The sequence below is a fragment of the Clostridium cuniculi genome (genome assembly GCF_004353185.1).
Classification (GTDB): Bacteria; Bacillota; Clostridia; order Clostridiales; family Clostridiaceae; genus Clostridium; species Clostridium cuniculi.
Window position 1 is genome coordinate 68,348 of sequence record NZ_SMUS01000001.1, and the last position, 21,282, is coordinate 89,629.

A 21,282-nucleotide genomic window follows, 5' to 3' on the forward strand; every position below is an offset into this window, starting at 1 on the left:
CATCTAACTGTAAGTTACTGTTTTAAAACAATATCTAGCTTATCTATTTCTTCTTCATTATTATCTATATTATAAAATATAATGGCTACTCTTGTAATAGCTGAACATAAAATTGAAAAAAGAATAATATATACACCTTTATGTCAATCGCTTGACATATTTATTTTTTATAATTATACTCTATTTATAGAAAACCATTAGGAGGTAACAATGTTTAATTTTAGTAATGCTATACAATTCCACAATAAAGCAAACGATGTATTTACAATTGGTGAAATTCTAGTAGATATGATTTCCGATGACTATGATACTAACTTCACTTGTAACAAATACTCAAGATTTTTTGGTGGTTCACCAGCAAATATAACTATGAATATAAAGAGACTTGGTGGTAATCCAATTATAACTTCCTGTGTAGGAAATGACGGACTAGGCGATTTCTTAATTAATCACTTAAAGAAAAATAATATTAATACTGAATTAATTACTAGAGTTAATAACTCTACAAGTATGGTTCTTGTAACTAAGAGTAAGGAAACTCCACTACCTATTTTCTATCGTAGTGCAGATTATAATTTGGAATATACTTCTGAAATAGATTCAACATTAAAAAATAGTAAAATAGTTCATTTTTCTTGTTGGCCCATTTCTCAAGCAAAATCTAGAAAAATGATTGAAAAAGTTATTGAAGAAGCTAGAAAAAATAATGTTCTTATAGGATTTGATCCTAACTATCATGAAATGATTTGGGAAGAAGGACATGATGGAATAGAATATATAAAAAGCCTTATAGGTAAAGTAGATATAATAAAACCTTCAGAAGTTGATGCAGAAAGAATTTTTGGTTCAGATACTCCTGAAAATTATGTGGACAAGTTTATTCAATATGGTGCAAAACTTGTAATAATGACTTTAGGTAAAGATGGTGCAATAGTTTCTAACGGCACTGAAACTATTAAATTTAAAACTTTAGCTACTGAAGTTGTAGATACAACTGGTGCTGGAGATGCTTTTTGGGGTGGATTCTATACAGCTATAACTAGTAATCACGCTTTAAAAGAAGCTTTAAATATTGGCTTTGCAACAAGTGCTTTCAAGCTAAAACATGTAGGTGCTATTGCAGAATTACCTTCTATAGAAGAATTAAAAATACTTTATAATATATAGTTAATTAAGAGGAGATATTAAAATGGCAGTTAAAAATAAAGTTCAACTTATAACTTATCCTGATTCTCTTGGTGGAGATTTAAAAACATTAGATAATGTACTTACAAAATATTTTCCAAATACATTTAAAGGTGGTATTCACATACTTCCTCCATTCCCATCATCAGGGGATAGAGGTTTTGCACCTCTTACTTATCTAGAAATAGAACCTGAATTTGGTACATGGGAAGATATTCGTAAAATAGGTGAAAATCATGATGTTCTTCTTGATCTAATGGTTAATCACATTTCTAAAAACTCAGTATTCTTCCAAGATTTTTTAAAGAACGGAAAAGAATCAAAGTATTCTGATTTATTTATTACATTAGATAAAATTTGGAATGATGGAAAGCCTGTTCAAGAAGATATTAATAAAATGTTCTTACGTAGACAAGTTCCATACTCAACATTTAATATAAAAGGTGAAGAAGTTTCTGTTTGGACTACCTTCGGTAAAGAAACTCCATCTGAACAAATTGATCTTGATATAAACTCTGAATCAGTTAGAGCATTATTAAAGGAATTCTTTGAGAATTTTCACAAAAATAATGTTAAGATTGTAAGACTTGATGCTGTAGGATATGTAATAAAGAAACTTGGTACTAGCTGTTTCTTTGTTGAACCTGAAATATATAAATTCTTAGATTGGATATCTGATTTAGCTAAATCTCTTAATATTGACTTACTTCCGGAAGTTCATGCCCATTACACTACCCAATTTAAGTTAGCTAAATACGGTAACTATATTTATGACTTTATACTTCCATATATGATTCTTAGCACAATAGTTAATAAATCTAGCTCTCAAATTACAGAATATTTAAAAGATAGACCTCATAATCAATTTACAATGTTAGATTGTCATGATGGAATTCCTGTAAAACCGGATTTAGATGATTTAGTATCAACAAATGATGCTAGAAAAATTGTTAACCATTGCTTAGATCATGGTGCAAATTTAAGCTTAGTTCACTCTGATGCTCATAAGAGCCAAGATGGATTTGACGTTCATCAAATAAGATGTTCTTATTATTCTGTCTTAGGGTGCAATGATGATGCATACTTAACTGCAAGAGCAATTCAATTCTTTGCTCCTGGTATTCCACAAGTATACTATGTAGGATTATTAGCTGGTGAGAATGATGTTGAGAATGTTGCTCGTACTGGAGAAGGTCGTGAAATCAATAGACATAATTTTACTTTAGATGAAATTGATAAAGCCTATAATCAAGATGTAGTTCAGAGATTACTTAAATTAATTGACTTCAGAAATGATTATTCTGCATTTGATGGTGATTTTACAGTTGAACCTTCAGATGATGATGAAATTATATTAACTTGGAAAAAAGATTATAAATATTGTACTTTAAATGTTGATTTAAATACTAGCAAATCAACAATTAAATATATAAATGATGATGGCGACACATCATTATACACAATTTAATATATATAAATAAAAGAAGCATTTTTCTAAATAAAAATGCTTCTTTTATTTATATCTTAACTTAAAATATAATCACTAAAACTTAAGAAATATTCATTAAATTTATGCCGCAAATTCAATACCGTACTATTAAATAAAAAAATAATTTATTTCATAATAATTTAAGATTATTATTATTATTTATTAAAATTTCTATTCTTAAATTTAAGTATTAAATAAAAAAATATTAACTTAAAATCATAAATAAAAATAGAAATTTGTTATACAGTTTTGAAATTTATTTTAAAATTGGTATAATAAAACTGTAAAATAAAGTTGTTTTTGTGGTTTTATTGGAAAACAAAAGAGAAAGGAGATCTTAAATGAGTAAGCATTTACCAATGGATATTCGTGTTCCAATTGAAGTAGATAATCCATCTATACAAAGAGATGAACCGCTATGTATTAAGTGTGGACAATGTAAGAATATTTGTACAGATTATATTGGTGTTCATGGAACATATTGTTTAGAAAATACAGATGATATTGCTGTCTGTATTCATTGTGGACAATGTGCAAATGTCTGTCCAGTATCTAGTATTACTGAAAAATATGAATATGAAGATGTAAAAAAAGCCATTACTAATCCTAATAAGATTGTAATTTTCAGTACTTCTCCATCTATTCGAGTTGCTTTAGGTGAAGAATTTGATATGATGGATGGAAGTTTTGTTGAAGGAAAGATGGTATCATTACTTCGTCAATTAGGCGCTGATTATGTATTAGATACAAACTTCTCTGCTGATTTAACAATTATGGAAGAAGCTAGTGAGTTAATAGAAAGAATTACTAAGAAAAATAAACCATTACCTCAATTTACTAGTTGCTGTCCAGCTTGGGTTAAATATGCAGAAATTTATCATCCCGATATGTTAGAACATATATCTAGTGCTAAAAGTCCTATCGGAATGCAAGGAGCTACAATCAAAACATATTATGCAAATAAGATGGGTATTGATCCTAAAAAAATTGTTAATGTTGCAGTAACACCTTGCACTGCTAAGAAGTATGAAATTCGTCGTGAAGAAATGAATTCAGCTGCTAAATACTTAGGTGTTGATGAAATGCGAGATATGGATTACGTAATTACTACTAGAGAATTAGCTAAATGGGCAAAAGAAGAGAACATTGATTTTGTTAGCTTAGATGATAGTAAATTTGATTCTTTAATGGGAGAAGCTTCTGGGGCAGGAGCCATTTTTGGCAATAGCGGAGGTGTTATGGAAGCTGCATTAAGAACTGCATATGAATTTATCACTAAAGAAAAAGCACCAGATTCATTTTATGATTTAACACCTATTCGTGGAATGGAAGATATTAAAGAAACAACAGTAGAAATTAATGGATTAAAACTAAATATTGCTGTTGTATTTGGAACAAAGAATGCAAGTGAAATGATTAGACGTATAAAAGAAGGCGTAAAAGAATATCATTTTATTGAAGTTATGACTTGTCCAGGTGGTTGCATAGGTGGTGGTGGACAACCTAAAGGAACTCTACTAAAAGGAGATACCTTAAGACAAAAACGTATTGATGGACTTTATAAATATGATAAAGGAATGAATACTAGAAGTAGTCATGAAAATGAAGAAATAAAAAATCTTTATAAAGAATTTTATAAAACACCATTATCAGCTTTAGCTGAAGAAATGTTACATACACATTATAATGACAAAAGTAAACTATTAGGAGGTAAAAAAATGAAATATCGTTGTAGTATATGTGGATATATCCACGAAGGAGAATTAGAAGAAGGATTTGTTTGCCCAATTTGTAAGCAACCAGCATCTGTTTTTGTATTATTAGAAGAAAAGAAAACTTCAAATAATATTTATGCAGGAACTAAAACTGAGAAAAATTTAATGGAAGCTTTTGCAGGAGAGTCACAAGCAAGAAATAAATATACTTATTTCGCTAATATTGCTAGTCAAGAAGGTTATGATCAACTAGCTGAAATATTCTTAAGTACAGCTAGAAACGAACAAGAGCATGCAAGAATCTGGTATCAAGAACTAGGTGGATTAAGTGATACAGCAACTAACTTACTACATGCTGCTGAAGGAGAAAATTATGAGTGGACAGATATGTACTCAAAATTTGCTAAAGAAGCAGATGAAGAAGGATTTACTGAATTAGCTGAAAGATTTAGAAAAGTTGCAGCTATAGAAAAATCTCATGAAGAAAGATATCGTGCATTATTAAAGAATGTAGAAATGCAACAAGTTTTTGAAAAAGGTGAAGAAACTATGTGGGAGTGCCGTATCTGCGGACACTTAGTAATGGGTAAAAAAGCACCAGAAGTATGTCCAGTATGTAAGTACTCTCAAAGCTTCTTTGAAGTTAGAAAAGAAAATTATTAATAATAAAAGAAGCATTTTTCTAAAAAATGCTTCTTTACTTTATCCTTATATTAATTTAGATTAGTTATTTTTACTTATTAAGTGTACTATTTCTAATAACTAATTCTATAGGTAATATAGTTTGCTCATTTACTTCTATATTTTTATATTTACTATCTACCAATTCAATTGCTAATTTAGCCATTTCCTTAATTGGTTGATGTATAGTTGTTATAGTTGGTGTTGTTAATTTAGCTATTTCAACATCATCAAATCCAACAAGCTTAATATCCTGTGGAATTCTGATATTTAATTCATTACAAACTTGAATAACCTGCGCTGCAATCAAATCACTACTAGCAAATATTCCATCAATATTTTCTATTTCCTTAAGTGTCTCTTTTATATATCCATAATAATTCATTTCATTATATGTATCTATATCATATTTTCTAATAAAATACTCAACATTATTTTCATTACATATATCTATAAATGCCTTCTCTCTATTATCTGCAGGCATATCCTCATCAATTACTCCACTAAAATGTAATAATCTTTTACAACCAGATTTTATTAAATGTTCTGTAGCAAGCTTTCCTCCTTGATAATTATCACATTGAATTCCTAGCTTACCATCTTCAAAGTTTTTTTCTAATAAAACTACCGGAATATTGCCAGTATTAATCTTATTTGATTCAATATTACCACTACATAAAATTATTCCCGCTACCCTATTACTTTTACACATATCTAAATATTGTTTTTCTTTTTCAGCTTTTTCTTTGCTATTACATAAAATTATTTTATAACCATTTTTAGATGCTTCATTTTCTAAATTACTTATTAACTTTGCAAAGTATGGATGAGATATATGTGGAACTATTACACCTATGGTATTACTTTTTTGCTTTGTTAAGGATCGTGCTATTTCATTTGGTTGATAGCCTAACTGATCCATTGCTTCATTAACCTTATTTCTTGTTTTTTCACTAATATACCCTCTATTGTTAATTACACGTGATACAGTAGTTGGAGTAACACCTGCTAGCTTTGCAACATCTACTATTGTAGCCATATTTCTCTTCTCCTATCATAATTAATATTAATAATTATAATAAAAATTCTCCCCTAAGGTCAATCCAAATAATGTAAGCACCTCCGGGGTTAATCCAATATTTGGATTAACCCCGGAGGTGCTTACATTTATTGTTATATTTTATTGTTATATTTTTTCATTAATTAATCCCTTACTATATGCAGTTAGCAGTAACTTAAGTTTGGCAATCTGTTTCTTTAATTCCTCACCTACATCAGTATCACTAACTCTTTTTCTTACTACTTCTTTATCAACAATTAATTCAGTTGAAATAATATCCTTTTCCTCTGATATTGCAGCCTCAATAGATTCAAAGGGTTCATGTGCCACCAATCTCATTCCATAAGAATTATATATTAAAGTATATCCTGCAATTCCAGTTTTACCTCTATATGCCTTAGAAAATCCACCATCAATAACTAGTAACTTACCATTAGCCTTAATTGGACTCTCCCCTTGCTTTCTACGAACAGGAACATGTCCATTTACTATTCTTGATGTATTGGGATCTAATCCAAATTCCTCAAATATTCTATTACACATGTCTTCATCTTCTCTAAATTTATAATATGGATTTTTCTTTTCCTTTTGAATTTCTTTATCATCAATAAAATATCTTTCAAAGGTTGACATTCCTCTTTTTCCAAATAATGATGAACAACATCCATTACCTAGATACCACATTATATCCATTGCATATTGTTTTTCTTCAATACTTTCCTTATTAAAATATCCTTCTCTTGCTAACTTTTCAAACTTCTCAAGTAAAGCCTTTCCCTTATATGATTTTCCTTGAATTATCATACTTTTAAATGATTTATCTTCATTAACTGGTATACAACCATGAAATAATAAATTAGAATTATATTTTAAATACATACTTCCTTTTGCAAATAAAAATGTAATATGTTTTTGTAATTTTTCACTATTAACAAAAGATGCTGAAAGCTTTTCTATTAATATATTTTCTTCTTCTGTTAATTTATAAGGATCCTTTGGATCAATAGTCGGAAAGTACTTATCTTTAAGCTTATATTCTATATTATTAATTGTTATTGTTCCCTTGTCAAAATTTATCTTATGTAATAAAAGTCTTTCTTCCATTTCAAACTCTGGATGCCTTTTTATTATTTCATACTCGATTTTAAATTGTAACATAGCAATTGCCTTATGCATTTTTGCAATTAAATCAACTTCATGATTGTTACAAATATCCTCTTGCTTTACTTTTGGTCTAAATTCTATACATGGATCATCCTTATAATACTTTAATGCATAAGTTGCTAGTGGTAAAAGATTTATTCCATAAATATCTTCTATTACATCTAAATTAGAGTATCTTGCCGAAAATCTTAGCACATTTGCCATACATCCTTTGCATCCTGCTGCTGCAGCCATCCAAAGCATATCATGATTTCCCCATTGAATATCAACTGAGTGATATTCCATAAGTGTATCTAATATTATATCTGGTCTTGGTCCTCTATCGAATATATCTCCTATTATGTGAAGTCTATCAATTACAAGTCTTTGAATTAATTTACAAATTGCTATTATAAATTCCTTTGCTCGTCCAATTTCTATTATTGTATTTATTATCCCCTCATAATATTGTTCTTTATCTTCATACTTAGCTTGTTCATGTAATAATTCTTCAATTATATAAGCAAAATCCTTTGGCAATGCTTTTCTCACCTTTGATCTAGTATATTTTGAAGCTGCATATCTACATAATTTAATTAATCTATATAAAGTTATCCTATACCAATCATTAATATTACTTTCATTTTTTAGAACTATATCTAACTTTTGTTCTGGATAATAAACTAATGTTGCTAAGCTTTTTTGCTCTAATTCTGTTAATTGTCTTCCAAACATCTCTTGAATTTTAATTTTTATTACTCCTGATCCATTTTTCAATACATGTACAAAAGGCTCATATTCTCCATGTAAATCTGTTAGAAAATGTTCTGTACCTTTTGGTAAGTTTAATATTGCTTCTAAGTTTATTATTTCAGTTGATGCCGATGCAATACTTGGATACCTTTTAGATAATAGCTTTAAATATTCTAATTCACTTATAGTTTCATTATTAAATTCTTCTAAATTATTAGACATTCTTTTATTCACCTCTCTTAAAATTCTTTATTTGTGAATTTTACCCATAATATAGATTTTATCACAATTTATATTTTTGTAAATTTTTATAATTGACATTTAAGCTAATTTGTGAATAAAAAATATTTATTAGTGCTTTAAACATATAAAAGCTATATATTCAAAAAATAAAAATAATCCTAAAGCCTTATAAAGCTTTAGGATTATTTTTATTTTTTATAAACTATTATTTTTTCTTTCTAGAAATAAATGCACCAGCAGTGGAAATTAATGTACCAAATATACCAACAGCCACAGCAGATATGCCTCCTGTGTTAGGCAATTTTCCACTACTAGGTTTAGTTGTGTTCCCAGGTTTAGAAGTATTTCCTGGTTTACTTGAATTTCCTTGGTTAGATGGTTTTTCTGGCTCTGATGGTTCTTCTGGTTCAACCGGAACATCTGGATTATTTGTATTATTATCTTCAACTATATTAATAGTTGAGTAAGTTCCAGAAGTAGTAAACTCTCTATCTTTTCTATCAAGCACCTTAATGTCATCGAAAATAACTGCATCAGTTTTTGCTTCACCAATAGCTTTTAATGTTATTGTAACATCAGTTAAAGCATCTTCATTTATATCAGATAAATTAATAGTTAATAATGAACCATCAACTAAATAATCTACTACACTTAAGTTTTCGTCATTAGATTTTACAGAAACTACTTCAAAATCAGCATTATTGAAATTAACTTTTAATGAATAATTATCAGATTTAAGTCCTTCAATTTCACTTAAAGAAAGTTTAACGTCAAACTCTTCTAATGATTTAACTTCTTCTTCATTAATAGAAGTAGATATTCCTACAGAAGTTAAATCAGTTATACCAAATCCATATTCATATGCATTTTCTCCAGTAATTATAGAACCAGTTTCATCAACTTGTGGAATATCAACTGGTAACGTGCCTTGAGCTTCATAAGCACCAAATATAACATCCATTGCAGCTGGAATGTTTGGTCCAAATGTTTGAGTTGGATTTAATCCCCCATCAGCTTCAGTTGGATCCATTCCTTTATATCCATAAACAACTACTTCAGCATTAGAAGTTTTATGAGCTGCAACATCATAAGGTTTACCAACACTTACAATTACAGAATCCTTATTTAATTCATTAGCATAATCAACTATAGAATTTGGTCCAGCAGTTATCCAATGGTTAGCATTTAAATGAGAGTAACTACCCATTTCAGATATAACTATAACATAATCTGCATCTTCTATTTTATTCTTTAATTCATCAGTTAATAAATTACCATTTGAATAACGATGAGTTTCAATATTTACAGAATTAAGTTTTCCTTCAGAAATAAGCCTAGTAACACCATATTTCATACCTGGAAGTTCATTATTATATGGAGCTATAAGAAGTACATTTTCACCTTCCTTAGGATTTAAAGGTAATATGTTATTTTCATTCTTAACTACAGTAACAGCTTCTGCAGATACTTCTCTTTCTATAAGTCTATTTTCTTCAGAACCAACAATATTTTTAGCATTAGCTATTTTTTCTTCAAGAGTTTTAGTATCATTATTAACATCCATGATACCTCTATCTATTTTTAATTTAATTATTCTTTCAACAGAATCATCAAGCTCAGCCATTGTTAATTCGCCAGATTCAACTGCTGCTTTAACTCCATCAACTATAGCTTGTAACTTATGAATATCATCAGTACTTCTTAAAACAGTAGGCATTAACGCTATATCAGCTCCTGCTTTAATAGTCATAATAACTGCTTCCACCTCTCCAAAGTTTACAGCAATGGCATCCATATTAAGAGCATCTGTTACAATTACCCCATCATAACCCATATCTCCTCTTAAAACTCCAGTTAATATATCATCTGATAAAGTAGCTGGAAGAGTTATTTCTGTTCCATCATTTTTAGATGTATAAGTATCACTTTCAATTTGCGGATATTGAATATGAGCTGTCATTATCATATCTACCCCATTGTCAACTGCTTCTTGGAAAGGTTTTAACTCTACTTCCTTAATTTCTTCATAACTCTTATCTACTAAAGGTAATCCATAGTGAGAGTCTGTTGCAGTATCACCATGCCCTGGGAAATGCTTAGCAGCCGCTGAAACACCCTGTTCTTGAATACCATTTATCATTTGAATACCTAGCTTACCAACTAATTCTGCATCACTTGAAAATGATCTTAGACCTATGACTGGATTTGCTGGATTATTATTAACATCTAAAGATGGTGCAAAATTAACATTAATCCCCAAAGAATCTAACTCTTTTCCTAATACAGTACCAGCTCTATAAGAACTTAATTCATTTTTTGTAGCTCCTAATGCCATATTTCCTGGTAAGCTTGTACCTGTACCAAGTCTAGTAACAATACCACCTTCTTGGTCTATTGATATTAGTAACGGTATATCATTAGATTCATCATTTGCAATAACTTGTTGTAAATCGTGAGTTAATTGCGTAGTTTGCTCTGTAGTTTCAACGTTTTGAGCAAATAAAATTACTCCCCCTAAATCAAAATCATCTATAATTTTAGCAACTTCTTCATTCATTGTAGTGAAATTAGAAAGGTTATCTTCTCCTTCCATTTTCCACTGTCTAAAATCAGGCATTAACATTTGTCCAATTTTTTGTTCTATTGTCATTTCATTCACAATAGCTTTAGCTTGAATAGTTGAATCTGCTGCATAAGTATTTGTAGCATTTCCTAGTATTAATGAACTTGAAATCAGTGTAGCCATTATCATAGCCATAATTTTCTTTCTCTTCATATTTTCTCGTCCCCTCTTTTTTATCCGCTCTTATAACGTTTACAATAAAATTTTACAGTATTTTTTCAGAAATCAATGTTTTTTTCATTTTTTGTAAAAATTCACAAAATTTTATTTCATTAATTTTATTAAATATTTTCTTTATTTCTAGTATCTATTAAATGTTAATATTTCATTCAATATTTATACCTATTAATTTAATTTTTAACTCTTTTGATACCTGGTTGATGATATTCCAACATGCTTTGTAAATAACTTACAAAAATAACATTTAATTATTCATACCAATAGTATTATAATTAAATTATACGTTTTTAAATATTTTCTATTTTAGTAAACAATTTTCTATATATAGTTTCAAGGAGGAAATTATGAATAAAAATACATTTGCCCAAACTCCACCTATGGGTTGGAATAGTTATGATTACTACGATACTACTGTAAACGAATCTCAAATTAAAGCTAATGCAGATTATATGGCTAAATACTTAAAAGAATATGGTTGGGAATATATTATAATTGATATTCAATGGTATGCTCATAATGCAGGATCAATGAGAAAAAAATTTCAATACATTCCTTTTTCAGATTTAGAAATAGATGAATATTCAAGGTTACAACCAGATCCCAAACGTTTTCCTTCATCAATAAACGGTGCTGGTTTTGCTCCATTAGCAAAATATATTCATAGTCTTGGTTTAAAATTTGGTATTCATATTATGAGAGGAATTCCACGTACTGCTGCTCATAATCATACTAAAATTAAAGATTGTAGTGTTACTGCTGATATGATTGCTGATCCAAGTTCTATTTGCGGTTGGAATCCCGATATGTATGGAGTTCGTAATACTTCTGAAGGACAAGCTTATTATGATTCTTTAATAGAACTTTATGCTTCTTGGGGAGTAGATTTTATAAAATGTGATGATATCTGTAATACAAATATTTATCCTGAAAATCAATATTCTGCTAGACATGAAATTGAAATGCTAGCAAAAGCAATTCAAAAGTGTGGAAGACCTATTGTCCTTTCTCTTTCCCCTGGTCCTGCTCTTATTGATAAAGCATGGCACTATGAAAAATATGCTAATATGTGGCGTATTACTGATGACTTTTGGGATAATTGGACTCTTCTTAAAGATATGTTCTATCGTTGTGAACTATGGCAAAATCATGTATCTGAAGGATGTTATCCAGACTGTGATATGTTACCTTTAGGTTATTTAGGTAAAGGATTTGGGGAAGAAAGAGTAACAAACTTTACTAAAGATGAACAACAAACAATGATGACATTATGGTGTTTATTTGGTTCTCCACTAATGTTAGGTGCTGAAATGACTAAATTAGATGATTTTACATTATCTTTACTTACAAATAAAAAAGTATTAGCTATGCTTACTCCAGATTGTAAGCCTAAACAAATTTCTCTTGATGATACAAATGCTATCTGGTTTGCTAGTAACAATAAAACTAATAAAAAATATGTAGCACTTTTCAATCTTAGTGATGAAACTGCTAATATTTCCGTCAACTTAGAAGAATTAGACATTCTTAAAACAAAAGTTACACTTACTGACCTTTGGACAAACAATTCCTCTAAAAATGTAAATAAAATTATTTCTAAAGAACTAGCTCCTCATGCTAGTGCTGTTTATGAAATAGGATTATAATTAATAAAATCTCCATAAGTTAATGCTAAAAATAACTTATGGAGATTTTATTTAGTTTATATTTTTATTATAAACACTCTATATAAGCTTATTTATTATTTACTTCTTCATCTAAGAACTTTTCAATTCTCTTAAGTGCTTCCATTATGTTTTCCATAGAAGATGCGTAACATGCTCTAATGAATCCTTCACCACATTCACCAAAAGCATTTCCTGGCACTGCTAGTACTTTTTCTTTTAATAAAAGTTTTTCACAGAATTCATCAGATGTCATTCCTGTAGATTTAATACACGGGAATACATAAAAAGCTCCAAGTGGCTCAAAACAATCTAATCCAAGTTTTCTAAATCCATCAACAAGAACTCTTCTTCTTCTATTATATTCCTTAACCATCTTAGTAACACTTTCATCGCCATTCTTTAAAGCCTCAATTGCTGCAAATTGTGCTGTTGTTGGTGAACACATTATTGCATATTGGTGAATCTTTTTCATAGCCTCTAAAAGCACTGGATGCCCACATACATAACCTAATCTCCATCCTGTCATGGCATAAGATTTTGAAAATCCATTTATAACAAGAGTTTTTTCCTTAATCTCAGGGAAGCTTGCTATAGATACATGTGGCTTATCATAAGATAATTCTGCATAAATCTCATCTGAAATAACAATTATATCTTTGTCCTTTAATACCTCAACAAGTGGAGCTAATTCTTCTCTTGTCATTATTGCTCCTGTTGGATTATTAGGAAATGGTATTATAACTACTTTTGTTTTTTCAGTAATTGCTTCTTCTAATTCTTGCGCTGTTAACTTAAAATCATTTTCTGCCTTAAGATTTATTACCTTTGAAGTAGCCCCTGTAAATGCTGTACATCCCTTATATGCAACAAAGCTTGGCTCTGGAATAATAACTTCATCTCCTGGCCCAACTAAAGCCCTTAGTGCAATATCTATTCCTTCACTACCACCGACAGTAACTAAAATTTCATCCTTTGGATTGTACTTTAAATCAAATCTTCTATATAAATACTTAGCTATTTCTTCTCTAAGCTCTATAAACCCTGCATTAGAGGAATAATGAGTGTCCCCTTGCTCTAATGAATATATTCCAGCCTCTCTAACATTCCAAGGAGTTACAAAATCAGGTTCTCCTACCCCTAAAGATATTACACCTTCCATCTCATTTACTATATCAAAATATTTTCTTATACCTGAAGGAGGCATTTCCTTAACTTCTTTTCTTATCATATTTTCTAGTATCATATAAATATTACCTCCCTGTTTGAAGTTTTCTTCTCTTTAAAGATAGTTCCATGATCTTTATATTTCTTTAATACAAAATGTGTTGCTGTTCCAATTACATTATCTTGTACTGCTAACTTTTCTGATACAAACATAGCAACTTCCTTCATTGTTTTTCCCTCAACTATAACAGTAAGATCAAAACCTCCTGAAGACATTAAATAACATGCTTTAACTTGATCAAATTTATATATTCTTTCTGCTACTTTATCAAAACCTTCTCCTCTTTGAGGTGTTATTTTAACTTGTATAAGAGCAGTAACTGTTTCTTTACCTGTATTTTCCCAATTTATAAGAGTAGTATATCCCGCTATTATGCTTTTTTCTTCATAATCTCTAATAGCTTCTCTAACTTCCTCTACAGTTTTACCTGCCATTACGGCTATTTGCTCATCACTATATCTACTATTCTCTTCTAAAATCTCTAAAATTTCATCCATAATTAGCCCTCCTTAATAATAAAAAAAAGCCCCATCCCTATATAAAAAAGGGACGAAGCTATAAAATTCCGCGGTACCACCCTCATAAGTAAATCTCTTTACTCACTCAGTAAGAATACTTCTGAAACAACTCCTTATTCAGTAAATTGAGTTGCAAATTCATATTCTATTCCTTATAACGTTAGGATATACGGCTTTACCTACATTAAGAGTATTTCTTAGTTCTCAGTAAGCGATTCAAAGGCTGCTTCATAAAAGTATTACTACTAAGTTACACCTACCCTTAGCTCTCTAAAAGTAATCACTTAAATTACTCTTCCTTATCATAATCTTTAATTTTATTTTATTAAAATAGGATATTTCCTTTATACTATTATCTATTATATTTATTTTTAAGTCAATAAAAAATTAACCTTATTTTAGCTTTTTTAATATATAATGTGAATATAAATTAATAAATTCTAAAATCTAATAACTTCAACAAGATTAAATACTTTATTCTCATATTCATACTTAAAAATGCAACAATTAGGAAATCCTTTTTTAAGTTCTGTAGTCACAAACTCATCATCATGCCAATTTCTTAAAAAATGATAGCAGGCCCCTGCATGAGATACTGCTAGTACTGTTTGATTATCTTCTTTTTCCATGATTTCAATACAAGTATTTTTTAAACGTTCTTTAACTTCCTCTTGAGTTTCACCACCATAATCTTTAAAAAATGTTGCATATCCGCCTGGCGTCTTTGGATTTAAATCTTCACTTTCTCCTTCAAAAATTCCAAAATCCATTTCTTTCAATCCCTTTAATCGCGTATATGTAACCTTATAATCAGTAACTATTTCTAATGTATCACAACTACGCTCTGATGTTGAACTATAATAATTATCAAATTTAATATCTTTTAAAAATTCACCTGCAACTTTTGCTTGTTCTCTTCCTAACTCAGTTAAAGGTGAATCACAACTTCCTTGTATTTTCCTTCTTAGATTAAATAAAGTTTGTCCATGCCTCATTAAATATAAAGTCTTTTTCATTACTCCCTCTCCCTTAAGTATACTTCAAATATTATCTATTTGACTTAAATTTTACACATTGAAGTTAACTCTAAGTCAAGAATTTTAGTTAAAAATTTATAGAGAAAGTAATAATTTACTTTCTCTATAAAAATAAGTTATTCTTTTATTATGATTCTGTCCATTTATAATAATTTACCCCTTCATTAGTTAATCTTTTTTCTTGTGCGGCTAACCTTACCTTATATTCATCCCAATTTCTATTAGCTTTAGCTGTCCATCCTATTTCAGCATATCCCGGTAACCTTGGATATATCATATAATCCATTTGATCTTGTGTTGATATTGTTTCTGTCCATAATGGTGCTTCTATTCCTAAAACTAAATTCTTTGGTGCATAATCTGTTGGATCCCATTTATATGCTACATCAACAGGAATATACCCTGCCCAATTAAGTCCATAAGGCGTTTCCTCATTATATTTCATATCTAAATAAGCTTTACTTGCAATTGATACAAGTATTTTCATATTCTTTTTTACAGCCTCTTCATTTGAATCTTTCCAGTTTTGAAGTATTACACTTGAATCTATTTCAGGAGAAGTATCTATCGGATCCCAACCTATTGGTGTCTTTCCATACTTTTGTGCTATTTTAGCTACTCTTCCTACAAAATAATCATAGTCTTCCTTTTTAGTATTATGTGCCTCATCTCCTCCAATTTGAAGATATTTTGATGGGGATATTTGTGAAACTTCCTTAAATACATCATCTATAAATTCATAAGTCTTTTCACTATGAGCCATAAAAGAACTAAATCCTACCTCTGTTCCTGTATATAAAGGCGCTCTTTTACCATCTGGATTTAAAAATCCATAAGAAGCTAATGCTGCATTTGTATGACCTGGCATATCAAACTCTGGAACTATTTCTACATATCTTTGCATTGCAAAGTTTACTATATCTTTAAACTGCTCTTGAGTATAGTATCCACCAGGCCCTCCACCAACTTCTGTGCTTCCACCTATAAGCGTTAAGTCAGGATATTTCTTTATTTCAAGACGCCATCCTTGGTCATCACTTAAATGTAAATGAACTTTATTTATCTTATATTGTGCTGCTAAGTCTATTTGTCTCTTAATTTCATCAACAGTAAAAAAATGCCTTGCAACATCTATCATTAATCCTCTATAACTATACTCTGGCTTATCTTTAATTACTGATGCAGGTACACTCCATTCTATATTTTCAAAAACCTTACTACTATCAATTTCTGGTGGCAATAATTGTCTTAATGTCTGAACTCCTCTTGATATTCCTTCTGGTTTATAAGCTGTAATTTTAACAGCTTTTGAAGTCGTATTCATTTCATATCCTTCATTGCCTAATTCTTCATTTGAATTAATAGTTGTTAAGTAAATACTTCCATCCGTAGGCTTATCACTTACAATAATTTTCAAATCAAATCCTGTTGATGCATTTAATTTTTCTCTTATAAACTCTGCAACCCATTTAATATGCTCAGTTTCTTCATCATTTTTTCCTTTTATATAAATTGCACTATCTTTTGTTAAAATAAACTTTCCTTCTTTACTTTGGTAACTCATTGGCTTTGGAATAATATTAATTTTTCCCACACTCCCTTCATCATTAAAAACCTCTTTTACATCATAACTATCTATCATATATATTTTAAAACATATCACAGATATAGTTACTATTCCCATTATTATTAATAGAAGTGTTGTTTTATTCCATTTAAATATATTTTTCATATGTACACGTCCTTAAAATTTATATTTTTCTATCATTTAAATTTATTAGGCTTTACAAATTTTATTATTTCTCTTCATTATGATAATAATACAAAAAATGTTTATACATTTTATATAAAAAAAACTACCAATATTGATTTTTCATATCTCAATATTAGTAGCTTTAAACTTATAAAATAGTCTTTGCAAATTCCATATTATCAAATTCTTTTCTCTTAATATAATGTAATGAATCTATTAAATAACTTTTATGATGCTCGATAGTTTTTGAAAATACTTGTATGAAATCAACTATATTCTCATGGTTATCTTCTTTATTGTTTAAATATAATCCAACTAAATAGAATCTTATAAAACTAACTCTTATTATAAGCATCATATAACTATCAAAAAATGATAAAACCCCATTAAACGGGAACATATTATTATAAATAAAATTAACTAAATAGTTTTCTAAGATATAGCTATATTTATCAAAATATTTTTCATTGTACTCTTCAAAAGCTTTTATATAAAACTCTGATTTATATTGGATATTTTCTCCTTCCCCAAAACTATAGCCATTTAGCATTCTACTTGTATATTCCTTAAATCTAAAACTTTTAACATCTTTATCTACTCTTAATATTTTAAGCATTTTCCTAAATAAGTCTATTTGTATTATATAGTTCATATTGCTATTTCCTAATAAAAGATTAAGATCATAATCTAAATAAGACTTAGCAAATAAATAAACATCATAACTTTCTATAAATTTAATTATATTATTATTATTTTGAACTTCTTCTTCAAGTTGCTCTATAAAACATCCTAATGAATATAATCTTTCACTTATAGTAAACCTTCTATCTTGAATAATTTTTATAGAAAAATCTCTTATCTCTTTAAAATATTTTAAAGGTGTATTTTTTACTTCTTTTAAATTTGTATTTATTTGTGCAGATATTATATGTTTGCCTAGTTCTTCTTCTTTATTAACAAATTTTATTCCTTCTTCTTTTAATAAAATAAGCCTTGCTGCTTCCGGACATGCCACATCTAAAGACATCTCATAAGTTTCATCTATTTTATTAGTTACCCTTGGAAAGCATGTACAAACATTTGAAATTTAATTATATCATATTCTCATATATACTCATCTCTATAAACTTCATAAGGTCTTGATGAATATACTCTATAAACTACTTGTCCATTAAAATCTAGCATATCCTTTGCCCTTTCTTTTATCCATGGTTCCTTTATCATATCTAAAGCTACACTTTTATTAAACCATCCAACCTCAATACTTTCTTCACTACTTCTTAGTTCTCCTCCAACTTTTACTGCCAAGAAATCAAAGATTACCTTAGTAGGTACAAATGTTTCATTATCCCATCCTATATATGACTTTGTGTTAGAATAAACTCCAGCAAGCTTCTTAACAGCAATTTTTATTCCTGATTCTTCAAAAACCTCTCTAGTTACTCCTTCAATTAAATCTTCTCCATTTTCAATTTGTCCACCTGGAAATTCCCATCCCCTATGTGGATTTTTAACTAATAAAACCTCATCTTTTTCATTAATCACTAATGCCCCAGCTGCTACTATATGTGTTGGAAATACCATAACCTATTCCTCCCTTTAATTTATAATTAAACTTTATATTTATTAGTTTATACTCACATCAATTTAACCACTTATTAGTAATAATATTATTTTTACGTGACTAAGTCACAATATATATGTATATTAAATATATAAAATATTAGATAAGATAATTTTTTATTTATGGAGGAGAATCAAATAAAAATATGATTAATAATAGAAATCACTATATAAGTGAGCTTTATGAAGCATATCCAATTTTATCTCAAATAGATAAAGATAATGATGGAATATTAAGTCAAAGAGCAACCTTTAAAGAACTTTTATCAGATGAATATTTAACAACCCATGAAGGTGAATGTATAGGTTTTTTATTTGTTATAAGTGGAAATATAAAAATTCAAAAGATAAATGAAAAAGGTGAAGAAACTAATCTTTATAATGTTGAAAAAGGTCAATTATGCCATGAATCTTTAAGCTGTTTTATGAATTGTAAATCTCTAAATATTATAGCCAGAGCACTTCAAGATTCTAAAATATGCGTTGTTCCATTTGATGTTGTTAATAATTACTTATTACATGATACTTTATTTTTACAATACATTTATAAGGATTTATATAGTAAATTTACGCTAATTGTAAATGTAAAAGAAGAAGTTAAACATGAATCACTAACAAATAGATTAGTTAAGTTACTTATAGATAAAAAAAGTAAAAACATTTATTTAACTCATAATGATTTAGCTTTTGAATTAGATTCTGCTAGAGAAGTAGTAAGTAGAAAGCTGAAAGAGCTAGAAAGAAAAGGATATTTAAAATTAGGCAGAGGTAAAATACAAATAGAAAAAGATTTAAGTGAAATTATAAAGTAATGAGGTGCTTTAGACTTGTCCTTCTATAAAGCATATAATTATAAGAAAAAAATAAAGAAAATATATTAATAATTTATATTTATAAATTTAAAATGCTGAATCATAAATTTAATTACGATTCAGCATTTTAATAATTATTTATTAACTTTAATATTCATTTTTCCCCAAATCATAGTTATCAATAAGCCACCTAAAAGTGCAATTAAATGAGCTATTATATAATTTAAATATCCATTATTTGCTGAATTTACTATTGCAAATCCTGGTACTGCAGTTGTTCCAAAACCTATTGCAGTTAACTTACTTATATAAATATATCCTCCTGCTAAAGCAGATGCTAGACATCCACAAATTAGTGGATATTTATTTCTTAAAGTAACACCAAAAACAGCAGGTTCTGATATACCAAATAATGTTGATGTAAATGCTGGAATACACATTTCTCTTGCTTTTACATCATTCCAATGTAATGCTAAATATCCTAAAACAGCTCCACCTTGAGCAACAACTGCTACCGAAAATATTGGATTTAAGAAATTTACACCTGTATCAACTAATAATTGACTTTCTATTGCTCCAAATATATGATGTAAACCTGTTATTACAATTATCTGATGGAAACCTGCAAATACCATATATCCAAAAACACCTAAATTAGTAGTTGTCCAAACTAATGTTGTAGTAATTAAACTTGCTAATGTACGCCCAACAGGTCCAATTACTGTAAATAATAATAATGCAGAAACAAATACTGTAAGCATTGGAGAAACTAATAACTTTATACTATTAGCAACTTTGCTTTCAAAAAATTTATCTAAATAAGATATAACAGCTCCCATCATAAGTGCAATAATAACCCCACCTTGGAATCCAACTAATTGTATTTTTAACCCTAATACATTAATAGTTTCCGGAGTAATAGTTCCCTGTGCTGCTGAATATGCATCTGTTAACTTTGAACTAAGCATTATTGCTCCTATAACTAGTCCTAATACTGGTCTACCTCCATATCTTCTAGTTGCTGAATAAACAACTATTAATGGTAAAATATCAAATACACTCGATGATACTATTGATATAAATCTATTTATTCCTTCAAGCCAAGGCCACATCTCAACTACAGATTGCTTACCAAAAATACCTTGTTGCCCTAAAAGTCCTGATATCCCTAATAATAAAGCAGCTGCAAGAATTGCTGGCATTATCTCTATAAATACATCAGAAATCGATTTTATTGCTTTTTGAAATATGTTTTGTTTTTCAGCTGATTTAGTTTTTATATCCGAAAGTGACATGTTTTGCATATTAGTATATTGAGCAAATATCTCATATACTTCATTAACTAACCCTGCACCAAAAATTATTTGAAGCTGATCCCCAACCATAAATACACCTTTAGCCATATCTATTTCATCTAAAGCCTTCATATTTATTTTACTATCATCATCTAAAACAATTCTAAGTCTTGTTGCACAGTGCGCTACCCCTTTAATATTTTCCTTACCACCGATATTTTTAATAATATCATTAGTGATATTTAAATATCTTTCATTTTTATTAATAACTTTACTCATTACA

General features: G+C 28.8%; 15 protein-coding genes and 1 other annotated feature. Of the genes, 5 read left to right on the plus strand and 10 right to left on the minus strand.

Annotated features, from left to right (window positions below):
- Positions 1-210: 210 nt before the first annotated feature.
- From EJJ37_RS00315 to rbr, 3 genes are all read left to right on the plus strand, one after another.
- Positions 211-1,167 carry a carbohydrate kinase family protein gene (locus tag EJJ37_RS00315; protein ID WP_133013601.1) on the plus strand — a complete coding sequence of 319 codons (957 nt, stop codon included), beginning with the start codon at positions 211-213 and terminating at the stop codon, positions 1,165-1,167.
- Positions 1,168-1,189: 22 nt separating this feature from the next.
- Positions 1,190-2,653, plus strand: coding sequence for a sucrose phosphorylase (gene gtfA / locus EJJ37_RS00320; RefSeq protein ID WP_133013602.1), 1,464 nt, complete (start codon positions 1,190-1,192; stop codon positions 2,651-2,653).
- A 362-nt stretch (positions 2,654-3,015) separates the two neighbouring features.
- Entirely contained in the window at positions 3,016-5,052 is a 2,037-nt protein-coding gene (gene rbr / locus EJJ37_RS00325) for a rubrerythrin (RefSeq protein ID WP_133013603.1), read from the plus strand.
- Positions 5,053-5,122: 70 nt separating this feature from the next.
- On the opposite strand, the gene EJJ37_RS00330 is transcribed toward rbr, so the two are convergent.
- The 3 genes from EJJ37_RS00330 to EJJ37_RS00340 form a co-directional block, all read right to left on the minus strand.
- Positions 5,123-6,109, minus strand: a complete 987-nt coding sequence (locus EJJ37_RS00330; RefSeq protein ID WP_133013604.1) for a LacI family DNA-binding transcriptional regulator — start codon at positions 6,107-6,109, stop codon at positions 5,123-5,125.
- A 147-nt stretch (positions 6,110-6,256) separates the two neighbouring features.
- On the minus strand, positions 6,257-8,248 hold the full coding sequence (locus EJJ37_RS00335) for a fructose-1,6-bisphosphatase (protein ID WP_133013605.1): 1,992 nt from the start codon (positions 8,246-8,248) through the stop codon (positions 6,257-6,259).
- A 226-nt stretch (positions 8,249-8,474) separates the two neighbouring features.
- Positions 8,475-11,045 carry a glycoside hydrolase family 3 N-terminal domain-containing protein gene (locus tag EJJ37_RS00340; RefSeq protein ID WP_133013606.1) on the minus strand — a complete coding sequence of 857 codons (2,571 nt, stop codon included), beginning with the start codon at positions 11,043-11,045 and terminating at the stop codon, positions 8,475-8,477.
- A 371-nt stretch (positions 11,046-11,416) separates the two neighbouring features.
- Between EJJ37_RS00340 and EJJ37_RS00345 the strand changes: the two genes are divergently transcribed.
- Positions 11,417-12,715, plus strand: a complete 1,299-nt coding sequence (locus EJJ37_RS00345; RefSeq protein ID WP_133013607.1) for a glycoside hydrolase family 27 protein — start codon at positions 11,417-11,419, stop codon at positions 12,713-12,715.
- A gap of 88 nt (positions 12,716-12,803) precedes the next feature.
- Here EJJ37_RS00345 and EJJ37_RS00350 read toward each other — a convergent pair whose 3' ends face one another.
- From EJJ37_RS00350 to EJJ37_RS00375, 6 genes are all read right to left on the minus strand, one after another.
- Positions 12,804-13,979, minus strand: coding sequence for an aminotransferase class I/II-fold pyridoxal phosphate-dependent enzyme (locus tag EJJ37_RS00350; RefSeq protein ID WP_133013608.1), 1,176 nt, complete (start codon positions 13,977-13,979; stop codon positions 12,804-12,806).
- Positions 13,976-14,458, minus strand: a complete 483-nt coding sequence (locus EJJ37_RS00355) for an Lrp/AsnC family transcriptional regulator (protein ID WP_133013609.1) — start codon at positions 14,456-14,458, stop codon at positions 13,976-13,978. Before EJJ37_RS00355 ends, EJJ37_RS00350 begins: the two co-directional genes overlap by 4 nt.
- A gap of 45 nt (positions 14,459-14,503) precedes the next feature.
- Positions 14,504-14,794: a binding site (T-box leader), on the minus strand.
- 125 nt (positions 14,795-14,919) lie between these two features.
- The gene (locus EJJ37_RS00360) at positions 14,920-15,495 is read right to left on the minus strand and encodes a histidine phosphatase family protein (protein WP_133013610.1); all 576 of its coding nucleotides are present in this window, start codon (positions 15,493-15,495) and stop codon (positions 14,920-14,922) included.
- A 148-nt stretch (positions 15,496-15,643) separates the two neighbouring features.
- Complete coding sequence (locus EJJ37_RS00365; protein ID WP_133013611.1) at positions 15,644-17,248, minus strand: family 20 glycosylhydrolase; 1,605 nt, start codon at positions 17,246-17,248, stop codon at positions 15,644-15,646.
- A 169-nt stretch (positions 17,249-17,417) separates the two neighbouring features.
- Entirely contained in the window at positions 17,418-18,356 is a 939-nt protein-coding gene (fliB, locus tag EJJ37_RS00370; RefSeq protein ID WP_193553904.1) for a flagellin lysine-N-methylase, read from the minus strand.
- A gap of 17 nt (positions 18,357-18,373) precedes the next feature.
- Positions 18,374-18,853, minus strand: coding sequence for an NUDIX hydrolase (locus EJJ37_RS00375; RefSeq protein ID WP_133013613.1), 480 nt, complete (start codon positions 18,851-18,853; stop codon positions 18,374-18,376).
- 185 nt (positions 18,854-19,038) lie between these two features.
- On the opposite strand from EJJ37_RS00375, the gene EJJ37_RS00380 reads away from it, so the two are divergent.
- Positions 19,039-19,704 carry a Crp/Fnr family transcriptional regulator gene (locus EJJ37_RS00380; RefSeq protein ID WP_133013614.1) on the plus strand — a complete coding sequence of 222 codons (666 nt, stop codon included), beginning with the start codon at positions 19,039-19,041 and terminating at the stop codon, positions 19,702-19,704.
- Positions 19,705-19,838: 134 nt separating this feature from the next.
- Here the strand turns inward: EJJ37_RS00380 and EJJ37_RS00385 are convergent, their stop codons facing one another.
- A complete protein-coding gene (locus tag EJJ37_RS00385; protein ID WP_133013615.1) occupies positions 19,839-21,278 on the minus strand; it encodes a PTS transporter subunit EIIC in 1,440 nt (479 codons plus the stop codon).
- Positions 21,279-21,282: the final 4 nt, after the last annotated feature.